General features: G+C 57.2%; 14 protein-coding genes. 5 read left to right on the top strand and 9 right to left on the bottom strand.

Going from position 1 to position 19,065, the window contains the following annotated elements; genetic code table 11:
• Positions 1–44: 44 nt before the first annotated feature.
• The 4 genes from G494_RS0107180 to tssJ all read right to left on the bottom strand — a co-directional run bounded on the left by G494_RS0107180 (position 45) and on the right by tssJ (position 6,604).
• The gene (locus tag G494_RS0107180; RefSeq protein WP_161629950.1) at positions 45–3,905 is read right to left on the bottom strand and encodes a type VI secretion protein IcmF/TssM N-terminal domain-containing protein; all 3,861 of its coding nucleotides are present in this window, start codon (positions 3,903–3,905) and stop codon (positions 45–47) included.
• Between the two features lie 8 nt (positions 3,906–3,913).
• Positions 3,914–4,573 (bottom strand): DotU family type IV/VI secretion system protein, encoded by a 660-nt coding sequence (locus G494_RS25240; protein WP_051305476.1) that lies wholly within the window; start codon positions 4,571–4,573, stop codon positions 3,914–3,916.
• An 89-nt stretch (positions 4,574–4,662) separates the two neighbouring features.
• Positions 4,663–6,051 carry a type VI secretion system baseplate subunit TssK gene (gene tssK, locus G494_RS0107170; RefSeq protein ID WP_028583990.1) on the bottom strand — a complete coding sequence of 463 codons (1,389 nt, stop codon included), beginning with the start codon at positions 6,049–6,051 and terminating at the stop codon, positions 4,663–4,665.
• Complete coding sequence (gene tssJ, locus G494_RS0107165) at positions 6,041–6,604, bottom strand: type VI secretion system lipoprotein TssJ (RefSeq protein WP_028583989.1); 564 nt, start codon at positions 6,602–6,604, stop codon at positions 6,041–6,043. The genes tssK and tssJ overlap by 11 nt, the downstream gene beginning before the upstream one ends.
• Before the next feature lie 650 nt (positions 6,605–7,254).
• Between tssJ and G494_RS0107160 the strand changes: the two genes are divergently transcribed.
• The 3 genes from G494_RS0107160 to G494_RS0107150 all read left to right on the top strand — a co-directional run bounded on the left by G494_RS0107160 (position 7,255) and on the right by G494_RS0107150 (position 12,137).
• The gene (locus G494_RS0107160; protein WP_028583988.1) at positions 7,255–8,076 is read left to right on the top strand and encodes a class I SAM-dependent methyltransferase; all 822 of its coding nucleotides are present in this window, start codon (positions 7,255–7,257) and stop codon (positions 8,074–8,076) included.
• 243 nt (positions 8,077–8,319) lie between these two features.
• Positions 8,320–9,312 carry a GAF domain-containing protein gene (locus G494_RS25235; RefSeq protein ID WP_051305475.1) on the top strand — a complete coding sequence of 331 codons (993 nt, stop codon included), beginning with the start codon at positions 8,320–8,322 and terminating at the stop codon, positions 9,310–9,312.
• A gap of 104 nt (positions 9,313–9,416) precedes the next feature.
• A complete protein-coding gene (locus G494_RS0107150) occupies positions 9,417–12,137 on the top strand; it encodes a molybdopterin-dependent aldehyde oxidoreductase (protein ID WP_028583987.1) in 2,721 nt (906 codons plus the stop codon).
• 144 nt (positions 12,138–12,281) lie between these two features.
• Here G494_RS0107150 and G494_RS0107145 read toward each other — a convergent pair whose 3' ends face one another.
• From G494_RS0107145 to G494_RS0107135, 3 genes are all read right to left on the bottom strand, one after another.
• Positions 12,282–12,614 (bottom strand): cupin domain-containing protein, encoded by a 333-nt coding sequence (locus G494_RS0107145; RefSeq protein WP_028583986.1) that lies wholly within the window; start codon positions 12,612–12,614, stop codon positions 12,282–12,284.
• A gap of 111 nt (positions 12,615–12,725) precedes the next feature.
• On the bottom strand, positions 12,726–13,355 hold the full coding sequence (locus G494_RS0107140; protein WP_028583985.1) for an alpha/beta hydrolase: 630 nt from the start codon (positions 13,353–13,355) through the stop codon (positions 12,726–12,728).
• Between the two features lie 132 nt (positions 13,356–13,487).
• The gene (locus G494_RS0107135) at positions 13,488–14,531 is read right to left on the bottom strand and encodes an amidohydrolase family protein (protein WP_028583984.1); all 1,044 of its coding nucleotides are present in this window, start codon (positions 14,529–14,531) and stop codon (positions 13,488–13,490) included.
• A gap of 593 nt (positions 14,532–15,124) precedes the next feature.
• Here G494_RS0107135 and G494_RS22335 point away from each other — a divergent pair.
• Complete coding sequence (locus G494_RS22335; protein WP_051305474.1) at positions 15,125–15,514, top strand: rhodanese-like domain-containing protein; 390 nt, start codon at positions 15,125–15,127, stop codon at positions 15,512–15,514.
• 56 nt (positions 15,515–15,570) lie between these two features.
• On the opposite strand, the gene G494_RS0107125 is transcribed toward G494_RS22335, so the two are convergent.
• Together G494_RS0107125 and G494_RS0107120 are read right to left on the bottom strand one after the other, a co-directional pair.
• A complete protein-coding gene (locus G494_RS0107125; RefSeq protein WP_028583983.1) occupies positions 15,571–17,379 on the bottom strand; it encodes an ATP-binding protein in 1,809 nt (602 codons plus the stop codon).
• 61 nt (positions 17,380–17,440) lie between these two features.
• Positions 17,441–18,139 carry a response regulator transcription factor gene (locus G494_RS0107120; RefSeq protein ID WP_028583982.1) on the bottom strand — a complete coding sequence of 233 codons (699 nt, stop codon included), beginning with the start codon at positions 18,137–18,139 and terminating at the stop codon, positions 17,441–17,443.
• A gap of 202 nt (positions 18,140–18,341) precedes the next feature.
• On the opposite strand from G494_RS0107120, the gene phoU reads away from it, so the two are divergent.
• Positions 18,342–19,004, top strand: coding sequence for a phosphate signaling complex protein PhoU (phoU, locus tag G494_RS0107115; RefSeq protein ID WP_035245746.1), 663 nt, complete (start codon positions 18,342–18,344; stop codon positions 19,002–19,004).
• The last annotated feature ends 61 nt before the right edge of the window (positions 19,005–19,065 follow it).

Raw genomic sequence — 19,065 nt, 5'->3', positions numbered from 1 at the left:
CTTTCTGTCCCTCTCTCTGCCTCTTTCCCGGTTCAGCCTCAACCCTAGCGTAGTTCCTGCTGCACATCCCCAAACGAGCGGACAAAGGCACCGCCTTTGCGGAGCGCTGGGGGCAGGGACTTGAGATAGCCCTGGGCAGCTGCCCTGCTGTCAAAACGGCCGGCCAGCAGGATATGCCAGCGGACCCCCTTGATCAGGCGCGAATAGACCGCCTTACTCTGCTCCTGGGCGATTGCGGAGAATCCCTGGGCGATACTGGCTGCAGCCTGGAGGCTCATGATCTGCACCGTGTACTTCTTGGGGTCCTGGGCAAGCAGCCACGTCCCCTGCCGGTAGCCACCTCCCCCTGCAGAGTTCCCCCCCTGCTCCCTTTGGGCGGTTATGGGCAGTGGCTGGGGCCAGAGGCGCTCGGCCTGGGTGTCTGTCTGGGGTTTGGCTGCGAGCTGCTGTTCCGGAACAAGGACCTGCTTTGGCAGTTTTTGCGGCACCTTGTGGAGTAAGCGCACGATCTCCTCTGTCCCGGAGAGGGTATAACCGATGCTGATGTACTCTATCTTCTTCTCCTCCAGGTGGCCGGCATCCGCAGGGAAATCCTTGGCCGTGAACCGGTAGCCGCCGGTCTGGAACTGTTGAAGGAAGTGGGCGAAGGCCAGTGCGCCGCTCCATTTTTTGCTGAGCTCCATGGTCGGGAAACCAATCTTCAGGCTGACCTCACCGCAACTCTCGGGAGCCCAGTCAATGGTGAGGTCCTGGGGGAAGTTGTCATTTTCCAGGATATAGGACTGCTTGGCGCACTGCATGGAAAAGATGCTGTAGTAGGGTTCGACCCCTGCCTGCTCATTTACCGCCATGGGCTTGGTGGTCATGGTGACCCTATAGTGAGGCTGGGTATGGATCACCGCCAGCTTGGCCTGGTTGAGCAGGCTGTAAAAGGAGGGTTTGAACACCAGGGTACGGCCATAGAGGGTTCTGGCGGTGTAGCCGTTCACCGATTTCCGTACAAAGGGGGCTGCGTAATCCTGGAAATACTTCCAGACCACCCCGTGCTCCCTGTCAAAGAGAAAGGCTGTCCGTTTGTCCGGATCAACATGGGCGGCCAGGGAGAGGACCTCTTCCTGCCATTTCTGCTGTAGGACCTGAGCCGTATCCCGAGCCGCAAAATCCTGGAGAAAATTGAAGGGACCGTAGACCAGCTTCCAGACAAAGGGGGTATCATATCGCTCCTGGGCCAGACTCTTCAGGGAGACCCAGGCCTCGTAGACCTGGGCAAGGCCGGATTGGCTCGGCTCAGGGCTGTCGGCCTGCTTGAACCAGCTCGAAAACTGGGCAGCTGCCTTCTCCCTATAGGGGGTGATCACCTTTAATCCCGTCAGCCCGGCCTCATACTTGCTCCAGGCTTCGGCCAATTTCAGTTTGTCGACCATCTCTGCCGCCTTGGCCGGGTCAACCTGCTGCAGGGTCTCGGTGGTAATCCGGTTCTTCTCCGAGGCGATTCTGGCAAAGAGCGAGGGTTCGGCGTCCTTGCTCTTTTTGCTGGAGAGAGCAAGCGTACGGATCTCGTTGATGGCAATGACCGCCTTGCCCCACTCGGGTAAGACCGAGCCCGTCTCCTTGCTAAAGGCGGCAAGCTCCCTGGACAGGGTTTCCAGGAGCAGGAAATAGGGATTGCCTGGGCCGGCCATTCGGATGGCCTCCTCGCGCCAATCCGTATCCGTATCCAGGCCAAGCTCACCATCGATAAAGGCCAGGCCAAAAGCTTTCCACCAGTGGACAAACTGTTGAGGATAGGAGTTGAGGTAGCCCTGGCGGAGATCGCCAATAAGCTCCCTGCTGATACCTGCCTGTTCGATGGCCCTAAAAAAATCTTCGATCTTGGCTCTGCCCCTCTGGCTGAATGCGCCTGGAACTTCGATCCGGCCGGCTGCAGCGGTTTGGTGGACTTTCCAGAAGTCGGCCAGGGTCAGCGGAGGGGTGTCGGTAATGGATTGGGCGTAGAGCCAGGAGCTCGCCCCGCCGTTTTTGGTCAGGAGGTCTTTGAGGGTTCCCTGCAGGGCCAGGAGACGTTCTTCGATATCGGTTCTGTTGCGGGACCAGGCAAGATAGCTTGCATTGAGGTCGGGAAAAAATCGGCCTACATCGGCAAGGACCTCCTGGCTGTTGATGCTCAACACCGTCGTGGCCACCCGGGTAAAGGCATGAAACGGGGGGAGTTTCTTCCCTGCCAGGGCAGCCTTGAGGTAATTGATCTGTTCCACCAGGTAGCCGATATAATCGGCATAGAGATCTGCCGAGGTATCGGCGGAGAGATCTGCAACGGCCTGGGAAAAACCCTGCTCCATGGGATGGATCAGGCTGGTCGCCATCAGCCGGCAAAACTTCCTCTTATAGGCCGCCTCTGCCCGCTCTGCTGCCGAGAAGATGGGCAGCGGCAGGGCCCAGCGGCTGTTTGCCGTTTCGATCTCCAGGATGTTGAGGCGCATTTTTTCCAGGGAGACGATCACCGCATTGCGGCCGTTCTGCTCGCTTACGATCGTTTGCTCTGCCTTGGGAAAGAGGGCAAAAACCTGCTGGTTATGGAGGTAGGACAAACCGATCATGCCCCCTGCAAAGATGACCATGCAGAGCCAGCTGATCAGGGCCAGATTACGGGTCATCTTTCTCCAGAGCAGCAACTCTTTGACCGGCTCCAGCTGCCGGCGATGTGCCGGCAGTACGGTGCTGAACAGTTCCCGCACAAAGACAGCCGCTGAGCCGGCCTGTTCAGCGGCCCCGGTGGGGAGCGCACCACTGGCCGAGGTCCGGCCGCAACGACCACTGCCCAAATAGATCCCCTGAAGAAGGGGCGTTTCCTGGTAGGCGTTTTCAGAAAAGAGCACCTCCAGAAAGGACTCGAGGCCGGCTGCCAGGGACGCCAGTTGTGCAGGGAAGGAAAAAAACGCCCCGTTTCGTCCCTGCGGCTGACCGATCTTGTTGAGCCGTATACGCTGCAAGCCCTGATCCACATCCGCGATGGTCGCGGCCAGGAACTCCTGCCAATAGGGAGTGGCCTGGTTGTTCAGCCGGCCCATCACCTGCTCCCGTTCCTGTGCAGAGAGGAGGGCTGCGAGTTCGGAAAAGCCCGGGATCAGATCCATCTTGGTCACCATAACCGTGACCGGTACCTTGAAGCCGATGGTCCGCATGAGACTGTGGATGCGGTTGCGCAGGATCTGGGCTTTTTTCCGGAGGGCCTGGCCAGGAGTGTTGAGGAGGTCATCGGCAGCGACGAACAGGAGGATGCCGTTTAGGGGTTCTTTGCGGCGATGCCTGGCAAGCAGCAGCAGGAAGTGTTTCCATTCATTCTGCTCCTCATCCGAGGCAAGGGGCACGCTGTAGCGTCCGGCGGAATCGAGCAGTATCGCCTGGTCAAAGAAGAACCAGTCGCATGAGCGGGTTGCCCTTACCAGGCCCTTTTGATCTTCAAGTTCTGTAAAAGAAGAGGCAACACCGGCATTTGCCAGCATGGTCGATTTGCCGACCCCTGTCTCCCCCATGGCCAGATACCAGGGCAGGACATAGAGGGGGTTGCCGCGCTTTTTGAGGTGAGAGTGTTTCAGGATCTCCAGGTTGGCCTTCCAGGACTGTTCGAGCTCCAGGATGTTCTGTCGTTCCGGGCGCTCACCCTCGGCCAGGACCTCCCCATGCTCAACCACCCGCCGGACGAATCTCTTTTCCCGCCTGCGAATAAGGTATTTTTTTAAAAAGAGGAGCAGAAAGTAGAGGGCAAATACTCCGGCAGCCATGGAGAGCGCGATCCACCAGGGCCAGTGTTGGCTGAAATAACTCCAGTAGGCTGCAGCCGCAGCAAGAGCGGCGACCACCAGAAAGGTGACCAGGGCGATGATGATCTTGACGGACTTTGGCATGGTTTCCCTCATAGCCCAGCGGTTGTGATGGAAGAGTAGAGCGTCTCCAGTGAGCGCTGGCCAAAGTAGAACAGTCCGCCGAGAATGCCCAGGGAGAGGAGCAGCATCAGCAGGGAATGGGAGGCACGGGAAAAGGATAATCTTTTCAGCATGGTTTTCTTTGCTGCGGCTTGAGGCCCTGCTGCGAAAAGTTGGGCAGGCAGTTCAGCGGCGAATGCTTCCAGCTTGCAGCCAAATGATTGCTGGCAAAGGTCGGCAAAGGCCTGGGGACGGTCATACATTCTGCCGCGAAATCCCAGGATCAGACAGTAGGCAAAGACCTCACGCAGTTGGCTGTCCTCTTCAGCCGTGGCAGCCAGTCGCTGGTAAAATTCATCCCCTGCGACAGAGGTGTTGAACAACACCTTCTGGAGCTCGAGGTGGAGCCAGCGGCTGTCTGCCTGAGGGGCGCAGAGTCGCTGTTCGTCAATCCAGGCAATGACCGCAAAGAGTGCATCCTCCCGCTGCCTCTGACTGTATCCCTGTTGATCACATCTTTGCCGGCACTGATCGACCCGTTCCAGGTACTGTTGCTGGATTGCGGCAGGATCCATCCCCGGATCGGCCGCCTGTGCGTGGTCCTGAAAGCTCAAACTTATCAGAGGTGCAAAACAATCAATCAGCCGCATAGGCAGTCTCACCAAGGTTGTTGATTAGGCGTTCTGGATAACCGGGTATTTCGAATAATTCGAAGAGGAGATTAAACAGCTGCAAGCTGCTACAACCTGGTTACCACCAGTTCCATGGTCGCATCTTCCGGAGCCTGATCCCAGTGCAAACAGAGGGTGGCCTCTTTTTCCACCTCCAGCCACTGGCTGGATTCGCTGTCCAGTTCAAAGCAGAAGCAGCCCTGCCGGCGCACGATTCCCAGGGGCGGAATCTCGCGGTACACCAAGCCCACGCCGTTTAAAGAGCGGCTGACCAGAGTGTCCATGGATTTGCGGCTCCCGGTCTTTACATGGTGGACAAAGGTGTTCACCAGCTCCTCTGCCTCCTGGGCCGTGCGGACAATCAGGCAGTAGAGTTGGCGCTCTGCCAGGATCTCGGCAGGGAGCTCGCAGCAGAAGCGATCTGCCTCCCTGGTCAGGATGAAGATACTCTCCGAACCGATGACAATGCCATCGAGCAACTCGCCGATGAGCTGTTGGACCTCTCGATAACTGCTGCCGGCGTCGAGATGGTCATATTCAGAGAGCAGCTCCTGACCATCCCTTAACTGGGCCAGGCCGTTCATCCGGTCGCTGAAGGTGGAGAGCTCGCCAACCAGCTGGCGGAGTATCCCGTGGAGCTGCCAGGGATGGATCAGGGGCTGTGCCAGGTGATGCTGGAGTTGGACCACATAGCGGTTCAGGGTGTTGAGGGCAAAGAGATAGTAGAGGCTGGCCATCTCCAGGCTGTTCACCTCCTGGCCGGCAAGGGGCTTGTAGGCTTCCAGGACGCGACAGCGGGCCAGCATCTGTTCGCGGATATTCTTGACCACCTGCAGCAGGAGATGGGAACTCTCCAGGGTGAGCGTCGGCGGGACATAACTCTTGTCCAGCAGGATATTGTCGCCGCTCATCTTGAGCCGGAGCAGGGGAATCAGGTGGTAATCGCCGAGACTCTCCAGTTCCGATTGCCAGAAAATCTTGAGATTGTGTTCCATGAAGCTGATCTGCGCCGGCGGCCCCTGGTCGTAGAGGTCTGCCTGTTCCTGCGGATTCTCGGCACAGACGAAGCGGGTATCTGCGAGCCGGTCACGGTTGCCGGTCTTCTCGACGTTGATTCCCAGCCTGTCCCAGCGTTTCAGGCCGAGATAGACGGTAAAGGAGTCTTCCTCGGTAAAGGCATTTTCCTGATCTGCAAAGGACCTCGCCTGCAGTGAACAGTTCTCGCCCGCCATCACCCAGGAAAAATCTTGGAAGATGGCCTCCAGGCCGGTTATCTCGACCACCCTGTTTATCAGGGCAGACTCGTTCAGCTCCACCGCGCGCACCCCCCAGCAAAAGGGCTGTCGATATTGGTTGATGGGGGTGAGGAGGGAGCGTTGGTACTGTTCGGCCTGCTGGAAATGCTGGGGCTGAAGAAAGAGCCCCTGATGCCAGAAAATCTGTTTTTTAGGAGTCATCTCCGTCCTCCAGACGTCGGATGCGATCTTTTTCCAGGACCAGCTTGATATGCAGTGGCTTTACGGTGGTGCTCTTGGTCAGCAACCAGCCGTGCCTGCCGGTCTCATAGCTCAGGGGAATAAGGTCGGCTGATTTTTCAGGATCCAGCCCATGATAACCGGCAACGATGCCCAGATGCTGGGTCTTGGCAGCCCGGTCAAGGGTGAACAGCCCACTGCTGCCGGGTTCAATATAGTGCTTGCTCAGGGCTGTGACCGATGGATCAAAGGAGGCGGCCTGGAGCAGTTTCACCAGCCCCTGGCGATAGCCGACATAGCTGTTGAAGGCGTTGACCTCGGAGAGCTGGTAGATCACCAGCAGGAGCGTGTGGGGCTGGTGGTCGGCAAAGTTGAGCTCTTTGTCGGCCTGATAGTTCACGGTGATGGCAGCCTTGGCATAGTCCAGCTGTGGTGGTGGATCCTGCTTTGCACCACAGCTGACCAGGAAAAGACAGAGGAGCAGAACGACCATCACAGCACAGGGCGTGGTACGGAGTGACAGGACTAGGGACATCTACACCTCCAGCATTCCAGTCAAAGAGCAGACCAGGGGCTAAATTTGATTGGGCCATCTTGGCTACAGAGAGATACGCTGTTCAAGCTCAGTCCAGCTCAGCTCAGGGGTCCGTGTCCACTGCCTCAGGGCAAGGGCCAGTCCGTGCGCACCATTTCCAGCCGTTTCCCGGGGAGTGGGGCAGGCTGAACTTCCATCGTATTTTGAACAGTTACCCATTCACTATAGCAAAAAAACAAAGCAGCGCAAACAGAGGGAAAGAAAAACGAAAGCATTGGAAACACTACCGCCTCTTTTGGCTTAAGCAGACGGCGCCGGAGTCCATCGTCTTCAGGAGGGGTGCGAATCCTCCTGCGGCTGTCGGGGCCGCGTCCAGGGGCTGAGGCCTTGGGGAACTGTAACCGGGAGAACAGCTCCCGCCCTCATCAGCTGAGAGGGGGGCTCCCCTGGCCTGGTCTTGGGAGATTTATTTCTTGAAAACAAGGTGATCCAAGTGTAGCTTTCGTTCCATTCTGCCCGGGAGACAGGCCCTCAGTCGCCTCAGGCGCCTATGTCCCCGCTAAAAAAATGCTTTTCCGGCCAGTCCATGGGGTTGAGATCGGATTCAGCGGAGTCTTTTCAGCACCGCCCTGAAAAAAAAGGAGGAGTTCATGGTCGAACAGATCTGCCCTGTGTGTGAGCAGCAGAGAGTTGCAAAGGTGCAGTTTTTCGAGGAGTACCGAGTTGAGTTCTGCGCTCAATGCGGCCACGGGATAACCCTCCCCGTTTTAACGTCCACAGACCTTGATCGTCTGTACGATGAACGATATTTTTCAGAGCTCTATGAGCCTTGTTTTGCAGAGAAACGATATCTGCAGCGCAAGATCCGCCAGGAAGATCATCGGCTCAGGCTCCTGGGAAAACACTGTTCACAGGGCAAGGTGCTGGATGTGGGCTGCGGTCGTGGTTTCTTCCTCTACGCCTGTAAGGAGCGTTACCGTCCCTATGGTTTTGACGTCTCGTCGAACAATAAGGAATATATCGAGCAGCAACTGGGCGTAGAGCTGTTCACCGCTGAACAGGAGTTGCTGAAGCTATCTTCAGCAGAGGGTCTGTTTGAGGCGATAACCTTCTGGCACAGCCTGGAGCATTTTACAGATCCGGCGGCAACCCTTGGCTCATTTTGCTCCTTGCTGCAAGATGAGGGTGTATTGATTATTGAGGTCCCCATACATGACTCCATCGATGCCGGGATGAAAGGGGAAGCCTGGGAAGGGTGGCATATTCCCTACCACCGGCATCATTTTTCTTCCCGCTCCCTGCAGCAGTTCCTCAGGGATATGGGGCTGGATATTGTGGCTGCGCATTCCTATCACTCGGGACATGTCTATGAGCGGCTCAAGACCAGGTGGTACCTGCAGCCCTTTGCCCGGAGTGCTGCCAAGCTTTTTGGCGGCGGCAGCATGGTGGTGGCCTGCAGGAAAGCCGGATAAAGAACTGTAAATATTTCAGCAGCTTGCGTGGAAAGCCCTTGTTCTGGATTGTTCCGGACTCCTGGCCGCAACCTGTAGACACCTCCCGCGACCCTGGATCGATTGCGGATAGAGCTTTTTGGCGAGAGTGCGAAGGCTGTTGACAAGGAATATCCTGTCCTGTTAGAGGTGTGCATTTTTTCTCCATTGGTGTGCATCGATACGGATAATCAGCTCTCAGCGGCCCCGGGGGGATAGCTTGACATGGATTCCAACGACCTGAATGCAGAACGGATTGTCTCCGACCTTTCCTACTCTCTGATCACCTCGGGCTATTCGACGACCGGTATTGCCAATATCGTCTTGAATTATGCCAAAAAAGTAACCGCAAGCACCATCGGCTATGCCTCGGTTATTGACCCTCTGACCAGGAACAATATCTGTCATACCCTCACCGGCATGATCGGTGATTCCTGCCGCATGCCTCCGGGCAGGGGCGGCATTGTCTTTCCGCTCAGCCCGTCCGGTGAGTATCCAACGCTTTGGGGCCATGCCCTCAATACCCGCACCCCGTTTTACAGCAACGCACCTGAGGAGCATCCTGCCTCAACAGGCCTGCCGGCGGATCATGTTGCCATTGAACGCTTCCTGTCGGTTCCTGTGGTGGTAAAGGATGAGCCCTGTGCGCAAATCAGTCTGGCCAATGCGAGCCGCGACTATGATGACCGGGATTTGGAAAATGTCTGCCAGATTGGTCTGCTTTTTGGCCACGCCCTCAAGCGTTTTCAACTGGACGACGCCTCCCCGTCCGTGGGGGTGCCCGGTGAGCAGGCTGCCCCCTCCCAGCAGGAGGAGCAGGACGTCATAGCCGAGCAGGAGGAGGCCTTTCCTGTAAATATTCAGGCCACTATCACCAGCAATCTCAAGCGCTTGACCACACCCTACATTGAACAGCTGAGGCAGACGGAACTGAGCAGCAGCCAGCAGTTTCTCCTGGAGAAGCTCCAGGAAAATCTTGAAGGCTGTGGTTCGTCCCTGCTTTCCCATGGCCGACTGATGCATGTCTCCTTTACTCCGCAGGAGTTTCAGGTCGCCATCTTGATCAAGTCCGGATTAAAGACCAAGGAAATTGCCGACCAGCTGGGGATATCCATCAACGCCATCAACTTTCATCGCAAAAATATCCGCAAGAAACTGGCTATCAGCAACAAGCAGGTCAACCTGCAGACCTACCTGCTTTCCCTGGAGGAGTGGTAGGCCTCCCTACCACTATCCCCCCTAGTCATTCCCATTGTTCTTCTTCCCACGCCCTCTATACTGCACCATATCAAATACTCAGATTAAGCTGAAGGAGTTGCGCTATGGAAAGTAAGACCTTGATTGTAAACGGCGTTGCCAGAGATGTCCTTGCCGCGGCAGAGACGACCCTTGCCGATATCTTGCGTAAGGGCCTGTCGCTCACCGGCACCAAGGTGGGTTGTGATACCGGCCATTGCGGTGCCTGCAACGTGATTGTTGACGGCAAGCTCATTCGCTCCTGTTCATACAGGTTCAAACGGCTCAAGCCCTATGCCGCCATTACCACCATCGAAGGGGTCGGTACCCCGGACAATCTGCACCCATTGCAGTTGGCCTGGATCCTCCACGGCGGCGTCCAGTGCGGCTTTTGCACCCCCGGCTTTATTGTCTCTGCCAAGGCCCTCCTGGAGAGCAATCCCGCACCCAGCCGTGAAGATGTCCGCGACTGGTTTCAGAAACACAGAAATGCCTGTCGCTGCACCGGTTACAAACAGCTCACCGATGCGGTCATGGATGCGGCTGCGGTACTTCGCGGCGACAGGGATATCAAGGCCCTGTCCTGGGAGTTGCCGGAGGATCAGCGTATCTGGGGAACCCGCTATCCCAAACCCTCAGCAGTGGCCAGGGTTACCGGGATGACGGATTTCGGTGCAGACAAGATCCTCAAGATGCCCGAAGACACCCTGCAGCTGGCCCTGGTGCAGGCAGAGGTCTCCCACGCCAAGATTGTGGCCCTCGACACCTCAGAGGCCGAGAAGATGCCCGGCGTGGTCCGGGTGGTGACCCATGCAGACGTCCCGGGGAAAAATCGGATTACCGGCCTGATCACCTTCCCCACCAACAAGGGGGATGGCTGGGATCGCCCCATCCTCTGCGACGAGAAGGTCTTCCAGTACGGCGATGCCATCGCCATCGTCTGTGCTGACAGCGAGGCCAATGCCCGGGCGGCCGCAGCCAAGGTCAGGGTAGAGCTTGAACAACTCCCAGCCTACCTGAGTGCCCCGGAGGCCATGGCGGAAAACGCCATGGAGATCCATCCCGGTACGCCGAATGTCTACTTTGAGCAGAGTGTCAAGAAGGGCGGGAGCACGGCCGAGATCATCGCCAATGCCCCGGTCGTGGTCGAAGATAAGTTTTACACCCAGCGTCAGCCCCATATGCCCATCGAGCCTGATGTCGGTTTTGCCTACTTTGACGACCAGGAGCGTCTGGTGGTCCACTCCAAGTCGGTCGGCCTCTACCTCCATCACGCCATGATCGCTCCCGGCATCGGTATCGATCCGGACAGGCTGGTGCTGGTGCAGAATCCAGCCGGCGGGACCTTTGGTTACAAGTTTAACCCCACCATGGAGGCCCTGCTCGGGGTGGCCGCCCTGGTCACCGGGTGTTCGGTGGCCCTCTGTTACGACTATAGCCAGCAGCAGGTCTATACGGGCAAGCGTTCGCCCTGGTTTTCCCATCTCAGGTTGGCCGCCGATGCCTCCGGCAAGCTCCTTGCCCTGGAAAGTGACTGGACGGTCGATCACGGTCCCTACTCGGAATTTGGCGACCTCTTGACCCTGCGCGGGGCCCAGTTCATCGGTGCAGGCTACCATATCCCCAGCATCCAGGGGCTTGGTCGCTGTGTCGCCACCAACCACGGCTGGGGTGCAGCCTTCCGTGGTTTCGGTGCCCCTGAGGGGGAATTCGGCTCAGAGGTGCTCATGGACGAGCTGGCTGAAAAGATCGGGATGGATCCCCTTGAGTTACGCTATCTCAATGTCTACCGCCAAGGATCCACCACCCCCACCGGCCAGGAACCGGAGGTCTACTCTTTGCCTGAAATGATCGACACCCTCCGGCCCCTCTATAAGAAGGCCCAGCAGCAGGCGGCAGATAACTCGACCCCTGCGGTGAAACGGGGGGTCGGGGTAGCCATCGGGGTGCTTTGTGCCGGACTGGATGGTCCTGACCACGGCTCGGCAGATATCGAGTTGAACAAAGACAACAGCGTGACCCTCTACACCACCTGGGAGGATCATGGCCAGGGCGCGGACAGCGGGGTGACCTGCACCGCCCACGAGGCCCTGCGACCGCTTCGGCTCGCCCCCGAAGAGATCCGCCTGGTCTTAAACGATACCAGCCGTTGCCCGGACGGCGGTCCGGCCGGCGGCAGTCGTTCCCAGGTCATCATCGGCCGGGCCATCATCGATGCCTGCGAGAAGCTGCTCGCAGCCATGGCTAACCCGGACGGAAGCTTCCGCAGCTACGCCCAGATGGTGGAAGAGGGGATCGCCCTCCGTTACAGCGGCTCCTGGACCATCCCTGCCGAGGCCTGTGACGAGCATAGCCAGGGCAAGCCCTTTGTCTTCTACATGTATGGTTTGTTCATGGCAGAGGTCGCGGTAACCCTGGAGACCGGGGTAACCCAGGTGGAAAAGATGACCCTGGTGGCAGATGTCGGCACCGTGGGTAACCGGCTGGTCGTGGATGGCCAGATGTACGGTGGTATTGCCCAGGGCATCGGTATGGCCCTGTTTGAAGATTTTGAAGATATCAAAAAGCACGCCACCATGCCCGGCGCCGGCTTTCCCTATATCAAGCAGATTCCCGACGATATGGAGTTGATCTATATAGAAACGCCACGTACCGAGGGGCCCTTCGGCGCCTCGGGTGTGGGCGAACTGCCCTTGACCACCCCCCATGCCGCGGTCATCAATGGTATTGCCCAGGCCTGCGGGGTCCGCATTACCGAGCTCCCGGCCCGGCCGGAGAAGGTGCTCGCCGCCTTAAGAGAGCGGTAAAGATCGCCTCTACATCAGGCGCCAGGGGGCAGCTTTCCAGCGGCTCCCTGGTCCCCATGCTATGCCGGGCCAAGAGGCGCTGTGGTCTGTTCTCTTCAGGGGCCGGCTTGAGGTGAGCAGCTCAGCTCAAAGTGGCCAGCCTGTTTATTTTGTTGGGTAGCGGGCTGGTTCAGCGAAAAAGGTTATATCTGCATAGCCTGCATATATCTTTCCGGAATGTGGTACACCTTCCGGGATGTAGTATCGATCGCCCTTGGTAAAGGAATGCTTTTCCTTACCAATGACCAGCTCAATTTTCCCCTCTACGACTATCCCGACTTGAGCCGAATGTTCATGTTCCGGCAAGGCAACATCCCTGTCAAACTGCATGAAGAGAATTTGGTGATCAGCAGCCTGGGAAAGATGGGCGGTTAGCCCCTTAATCGGGATATCTGCCTCAGGCAGGTTTGAAATAGGGCCTGGAAACACCTTGGTCACGATACTCCTCCTTTTTTTTGATCTTTGCATAGGGATACAACTGCGCAGGGATGTCGTGGGGCGGAACCCCCTGCAGCCGGGTGCAGCGCTGTTGCCGGCGCGCTGTTCTGGCTAACAGCCGGCAAAGACAGACTCGATGAAGCTCTTCAGTTTCTCCACCAGTGATGAGCGGTTTGCCGCAAAAAGTTCGGTGCCGTGGGCATCACCGGGATAGAAGAGGAGCTCTTTCGGTTCGCTGAACAGTTCATACATGGTGCGGCTGTCCCCGGCCCCCTCATCTGATTCGGAGTTGATCAGGAGTGTTGGGATAGCTATCGTGCGCAACTCCTCAGAGGCGTAAAAGACGCTTCCATCATGTTCGATGGGGGCGGAAAGGGCTGCAAGGCCGACGATATCGTCGTTTTTCACCGCCTGTGCTGCGACCTTGACAGAGGCGACCCCGCCCCTGCTCGCCCCGATAAGGATGATTCTCGCTGCACCCGCAGATCCCATGAATGCAATCGCGTCTTCAAGAACCCTTGACTGCTCTTCCTCATACTGGAGGTAGTTATAGCTGAGGAGCTGGTAGCCTTTTGGCCGCAGGGCGGCAATGATCGGCTCCCACTCCATCTGCTGATCGGTATCCATGTTGGAAAAGATGACAGCCTGCTCACCAGCTCCATGGAGTGTGCCTCTGGTGGTCCTGCCGGGATATGATTTGAGAAGCGGAATCTGGACGGATCGTGTTTGTGGTGCCTGCATGGCTGAAGTTCCTCTGGTTTGGGTTGGCTGAGATCGGGATCGGGGATAAGGGGACAGAGCTTGACTCATCACTTCCCTTTAGACCATGGTCAGGAGCGGAAAAGGCTGTTTTCCTGAAATGAATGAGTCTGGTTATCCTCTGGCTTCAGTGCTTAGGTTTATCAGGTCCAAGAAGTTGGTCCTGGCTATCTGCCCGGCGACTAGCGGCGGCAACTGGCTGAAGAGCAGGTCATATTTTCGGATGGCTGCTCCATATTGGTCAAAGTTGCCAATTTTGTCCGAGCCGATAAAAAATCGTTGGGGATGGCCTGTTAACAAGGTCTTCCAGGCTTCGCTCATCTGCTTTTCCGGACAGACCCACTCTTCAAATACCCCCCAGGATAGATCAATCCAGAGATTGTCATAGCTTTCCACAAGGCGGGTCAGGTCGTCGACGATGGAAGGGATAACCAGCTGCCTGTTATAGCCGGCATGGCACCAGATAAACCGCACCTTGGGAAAGGAGGCTACAGCCTCTTCCATCTCATAGAGATAGATAGGTTCCTGCAGTCCCTTGCTCCCTGCATCACTGTGAATCTGGACCGGTAGGTTCTCCCGGCCAGCCAGCTCGTAGACCGGGAACAGGGATGGATGGTTGGCTCTGGCCTGTTCTCCCTCTGTGAGCATGGACAATTCTGATCTGTGGAGGAGCAGTTCCCCTATTCCCTGCCACATCCCAGGGAACCATTCCAGCATCCGCTCAATATGGTGCACGCCGTTTTTGTCGGTTGGGTTGAAGCCGCAGATAAAGGGGTGGACCCGGGACTGATCCTGTTCGGACAGGGATTGGACCTGACGGGCAACAATGGTGTCTGTGAGGGTGTAGTAGTAGCAACGGTCTGTATTTTCGAGGTAATATCTCGGTCTGCGACGGTTGGCGGCGTTCCATTTTTTGATAACCGGCAGGCCCATGATCTGGATATGGTCAACCCCGGCCAGGTCTGCCTGGTGCAAGAGAGCCTTGATGCCCTGGGTCTGCTGTAAAAAATCAACCAAGTGGCAGTGGGCATCGGTGTATCCCTTGCCGGTTGATGTGCCTGTTGCAGCATACAGTGTTCCGAGATCTGTAATTCCGAGTCCACTGGCAGCAAAGGTGGCAGCCAGGCTTGATAGAAATTGTCTGCGACTGATGGTCATCTTTTCTCTCCCGCTGGTTGGGAATGGCCCTGGTTCATGGCCTTACCGAGATAGATCGGGGCGTGGATTTGTTCATTGTTTCATGGTTATACTTAACAGGTTGAGCCAATGATACCAGTTGATTCTCGATATAATCACCTCTCTTGAGGCGCCATAATCCGTGGAATCGGTGAAGGCGCCGCAAGGCCCTTGCACTTCCTCAATAGTTTCATGGGTGGGACAGCTGCTGAGTCCGGCAGGAGAGGCTGAAGTGTATTTTTATTTTTTTATACTTTAAATGAGGAGCTTGTGGTTGTAGTAGTGGTTGTGTGCGAATGCACATAACCACCGGGCAACCTGGGCAGGTTGGCTTTGCCCACCAGGGGAGTTCGTCGGGCTGAGCAGCTGGGGTTTCAGCTAAGATCTAAAGGATACGTCTTAAATAAAGCCACCTAGAAAAAAGCTTTTTCGTCAACCTTGGCGTTGCCTTTCAAGTGTATCCTTGAGGTATCAAGTGGGTACCTGCGCGCCTTGCGCCTTGATCGAAGAATTGCATCGTTCAGGATACCCTATAAAAAAACTGTGCGAACAGGAACAATACAAGGAGCGTTTTTATGAAATCGTTAGATGATCTCTATCATTCTTGCACACTGGACTATTTTGAAAGTGGTGCCTATCGCATCACCCTGGAAGACTTCCTTGCCCTGAAGAAAGAGGACAAGGTCATGATGTTGGATCTGCGATCCAAGGAGGAGGCAGAGCTGGTAGGGCTCTCCTTTGCGCATAACATTCCCATTGCAGAGTTACCCGAGCGTCTGGCTGAATTACCCAGGGACAAGACCATCGCGACCTTCTGTGCCAGCTCCATCCGTGCCGTGATGGCATTTGTCTATCTGCGGGCAGCTGGCTTTGAAGATGTAAAAATCTTGCCTGATAAGTTGCAGGATCTGACCACAAACTTCATGCCTCCCTTTGCTGCCAAACATTACGAGACCCTGAAATAGTAACCCTGCTCCATCCACCACCGGCTGCTCGCCGCTGCTATGGACAGGGGCTGGTCTCAGACCTCCTGGCCCGGCGTGGCCGGCAGGGTGATGGTAAAGGTCGAGCCCTGTTCCGGGCTGCTGACCACCTCCACCCGGCCGTGATGGGCCCGGGCAATATGTTTGACAATGGCCAAGCCCAGACCGGTGCCGCCGCTCTCTCTATTCCTGCCCTTGTCGCAGCGGTAGAACCGTTCAAACAGCCTGGGCAGGTGCTCCCGGGATATCCCGCCCCCCTGGTCGATCACACTGAGCAGGACCTGGCTGCCCCCAGCCATCTCCTCTTTGCCTGCGGCCCGGAGGGTGATCACGGACTGGGGCGGGCTGTAGGCGATGCCGTTTTGGAGCAGGTTGATCATGGCCTGCTCCAGCAGCGCTTGGTTGATGGGAGCGGTCAGCCGTTCATCGGAGTCGATCCTGACGGTGATGCCCTTTTCTTCGGCCTGGACCGCACAGGTCTGGGCCGCGGCCTCCAGGACCGGCCCCACCGCGAGCAGGGTGCGCTCGATCTCACCACTCTCCTCCTTGTTTTCCAACCTGGAGAGGGCCAGCAGGTCCTCGATGATGCTCTCCAGCCGACTGGTCTGTCTGGAGACGATGCCCAGGAAGCGCTGGGCATCGTCCCGGTTGTCCAGGGCGCCGTCCAGCAGGGTTTCCACATAGCCCTTGATGGCGGTGATGGGGGTCTTGAGTTCATGGGAGACATTGGCCACAAAGTCCTGGCGGATGTTTTCCAAGCGGTTGAGTTTGGTCAGATCATGGAGGATCACCAGTATCCCCATGGGCTGGCCAGCATCCCCCAGGGGGACGATATGGGTCTGGAGGATCAGGGGGGTAGTGCCGTCAAAGAGGATCACCTCCTCCTCCAGGGGAAGGTGATCCTGGAGGGCCTGGCTGATCAGGCCCAGGAGTTGAGGGTTGCGGATCACCCCTTGAACGGATTTTCCCTGGACCGCCTCCGGAGAGAGGGAGAAGAGGGTGGTTGCCGCCTGGTTCATCCGCAGGATCTTCTGATCCCTGTCAATGGCCACCACCCCGTCGGCCATTCCGGAAAAGACCCCCTCCAGTTCGTTGCGTTGCTGGATGATGATCTTGACCCTGCGGTTGATCTCCTCTGCCATGGTGTTGAGGGTATCGGCCAGGCCGGCCATCTCGGTGGACATCCGGTCGCTGCTGATGCGGCTCAGCTGATCGATGCGCCCCTTGGTCAGCTGTACCGCCCCCTGGCGCATGATCTCCAGGGGGCGGCTGATCCGGCGGGCACTGTAGACGGCCAGCAAGGCTGCCAGGGCCATGATAGCGACGGCAAAGAGGCCAAACTTGAGTTGCATGGAGCGGAGGATATCTTCGTAGACCGTTGCCGGTACCGAGAGCCGCAGGGCAGCGATCTTACCGTTGGCCAGTCGGGTGGGGATGGCCACATAGAGCATGGATTGACCCAGGGTTGCGCTGAAGCGGATGGCTGAGCCAGTTTCTCCGGCAAGGGCCTTCTTGAGCTCCGGTCGCTGGGCATGGTTGTCCATCTCCAGGTAATTTTCATCGGAGTCGGCCAGCACCGTGCCCTGGTTGTCAACCAGGGTGATCCGGGTACCGGCCCGTCGACCGCTCTGGCGGACATAACTGTGGAGCGCCTGGTCTTCCTGGGTGGCCAGCCGGTCGATGATCGGTTCAATCAGGAGGGCCCGGGAACGGATACCGGCCTGGAGTTGCTCCAGGTAGAAACTGCGCCCGTTTTCCGCCACATACCAGCCGAGTATGACCACCGAGGCCAAGGTGGTGAGGAGGATCGCCGGGTAGATTTGCCAGAAGAGTCGTGTTTTTCTCATGAAAGATCGTAGGGTGAAAGATGGACTGGTGATAAGCCTTCCCCCGGCCCGGGGGCTGGAGTTACTCTTTGAGCCGGTAGCCGATGCCCCGGACGGTCTCGATACAGCTGCCGGTGGGGCCGAGTTTCTTGCGCAGTCCGAAGATCTGGACATCAACGGCCCTGGGGGTGATCATGTAATCATAGCCCCGGACATGGTCGATGATCTGTTGTCGGGAAAAGACCCAGCCCGGTCGGTTGGCCAGGAGGGTGAGGATGGTGAACTCGGTGATGGTGAGGTGGATCTGTTCGCCCTCCAGCAGGACCTCGTGGCGTCCCGGATGGATCTCCATGGAGTGGAGGCTGATGATCCCCTCTTCCTGTTCATGGCCGCCCTGGGGTTGTTCCGGTTTTCGGCGCAACACCGCCTCCAGTCTGGCCAGCAGGACCCTGGGGCTGAATGGCTTGGTGACGTAATCGTCGGCACCGTGTTCCAGGCCGGAGACGATATCGTCCTCTTCCCCCTTGGCCGTGAGCATGATGATGGGCAGGGTGGAGGTCGTCTCCTGTTTCCTGATCTGGGCGCAGATTTCCATCCCATCTTTTCCCGGCAGCATCAGGTCCAGGATCATACCATCCACCTGCTCCCGTTCCAGTATCTGCAGCGCCTCTTCACCGCTGTCGGCACAACTGACGTTAAAACCGGATTTGATCAGGTTGTAACTGACCAGCTGCTGGATATCGCTGTCGTCTTCAACCACCAGAATACGGGGTTTGTCCACCTTGTTCTCCTTATCTCCTCAAAACTATACTGAAAATATAGAGAAGCTTACCTGCTGTCGTTATTGTTGCAAGAAAAAAGGATCCTGCTAATACGATCCTAATCTTTTGCTAACGTCCGGGTAACGGTCAGCGGTTCTAGTAACAGCATGAACGCCACTATTGTCATTGTATCAGGAAAGGAGCACAGCCGTGGGGAGACATATGCATTTTCATCGTGAAATAGATAATCTCAAACAGAAGATCCTCGAGTTGGGGGGACTGGTCGAGGACCGGGTACGCAAGGCCTGTTCCATCCTGGAGAGTCGAGACCCTGACATGGCCCATGGCCTGGTGAACTCGGACTGGGAAGTGGATGAGATGGAGATCCTGGTTGAGGAGGAGTGTCTGAAGATCCTGGCCCTCCATCAACCGGTGGCCAGGGACCTGCGCCTGGTGGTGGCCATCATCAAGATCAACAACGAGCTGGAGCGGATGGCAGACATGACCGTCAACATTGCCAAGAGGGTGCTGAACATCGAGCAGGAGTTCAACCATTCGGCCTTCCTGGATTATCAGCCCATGGGAGAGCGGGTGCTGGAGATGGTCAAGATGAGTCTGGATGCCCTGGTGACTGAAGATGCCGAGTTGGCCAGGCGGATCTTTCTTAAGGACGAAGAGGTGGATCGGATGCGCAACCGGGCCTACGGCACGGTGCTCAGCGAGTTGAATCGCGGTGGTGAGCACGCCGCCGATCTGGTCAACCTCTATCTGATCGCCCGCCATCTGGAGCGTATCGCAGATCGGGCCACCAATATCGCCGAAGAGGTGGTCTACCTGGTGGAGGGAGAGATCGTGCGCAGCAGCGGGGAACTTTCTGATCCTTAAACAGCCGCTCCTGACCGGGCCGGCCAGGGGAGTCTGTGCCCGGGGGCCCCTGTCCATGGGG

The sequence above is a fragment of the Desulfogranum mediterraneum DSM 13871 genome, from assembly GCF_000429965.1.
Taxonomy (GTDB): domain Bacteria; phylum Desulfobacterota; class Desulfobulbia; order Desulfobulbales; family Desulfobulbaceae; genus Desulfogranum; species Desulfogranum mediterraneum.
This window is presented reverse-complemented; position numbering and strand designations above follow the sequence as displayed.

What these genes read in the sequence shown, in the direction of transcription:
- tssK (WP_028583990.1), bottom strand. Translation starts at nt 6,051, where the DNA reads ATGACTCCTAAAAAACAGATTTTCTGGCATCAGGGGCTCTTTCTTCAG.
- G494_RS25235 (WP_051305475.1), top strand. Translation starts at nt 8,320, where the DNA reads ATGGATTCCAACGACCTGAATGCAGAACGGATTGTCTCCGACCTTTCC.
- G494_RS22335 (WP_051305474.1), top strand. Translation starts at nt 15,125, where the DNA reads ATGAAATCGTTAGATGATCTCTATCATTCTTGCACACTGGACTATTTT.
- tssJ (WP_028583989.1), bottom strand. Translation starts at nt 6,604, where the DNA reads ATGTCCCTAGTCCTGTCACTCCGTACCACGCCCTGTGCTGTGATGGTC.
- G494_RS0107150 (WP_028583987.1), top strand. Translation starts at nt 9,417, where the DNA reads ATGGAAAGTAAGACCTTGATTGTAAACGGCGTTGCCAGAGATGTCCTT.
- phoU (WP_035245746.1), top strand. Translation starts at nt 18,342, where the DNA reads ATGCATTTTCATCGTGAAATAGATAATCTCAAACAGAAGATCCTCGAG.
- G494_RS0107160 (WP_028583988.1), top strand. Translation starts at nt 7,255, where the DNA reads ATGGTCGAACAGATCTGCCCTGTGTGTGAGCAGCAGAGAGTTGCAAAG.
- G494_RS0107135 (WP_028583984.1), bottom strand. Translation starts at nt 14,531, where the DNA reads ATGACCATCAGTCGCAGACAATTTCTATCAAGCCTGGCTGCCACCTTT.
- G494_RS0107125 (WP_028583983.1), bottom strand. Translation starts at nt 17,379, where the DNA reads ATGAGAAAAACACGACTCTTCTGGCAAATCTACCCGGCGATCCTCCTC.
- G494_RS0107140 (WP_028583985.1), bottom strand. Translation starts at nt 13,355, where the DNA reads ATGCAGGCACCACAAACACGATCCGTCCAGATTCCGCTTCTCAAATCA.
- G494_RS25240 (WP_051305476.1), bottom strand. Translation starts at nt 4,573, where the DNA reads ATGCGGCTGATTGATTGTTTTGCACCTCTGATAAGTTTGAGCTTTCAG.
- G494_RS0107180 (WP_161629950.1), bottom strand. Translation starts at nt 3,905, where the DNA reads ATGCCAAAGTCCGTCAAGATCATCATCGCCCTGGTCACCTTTCTGGTG.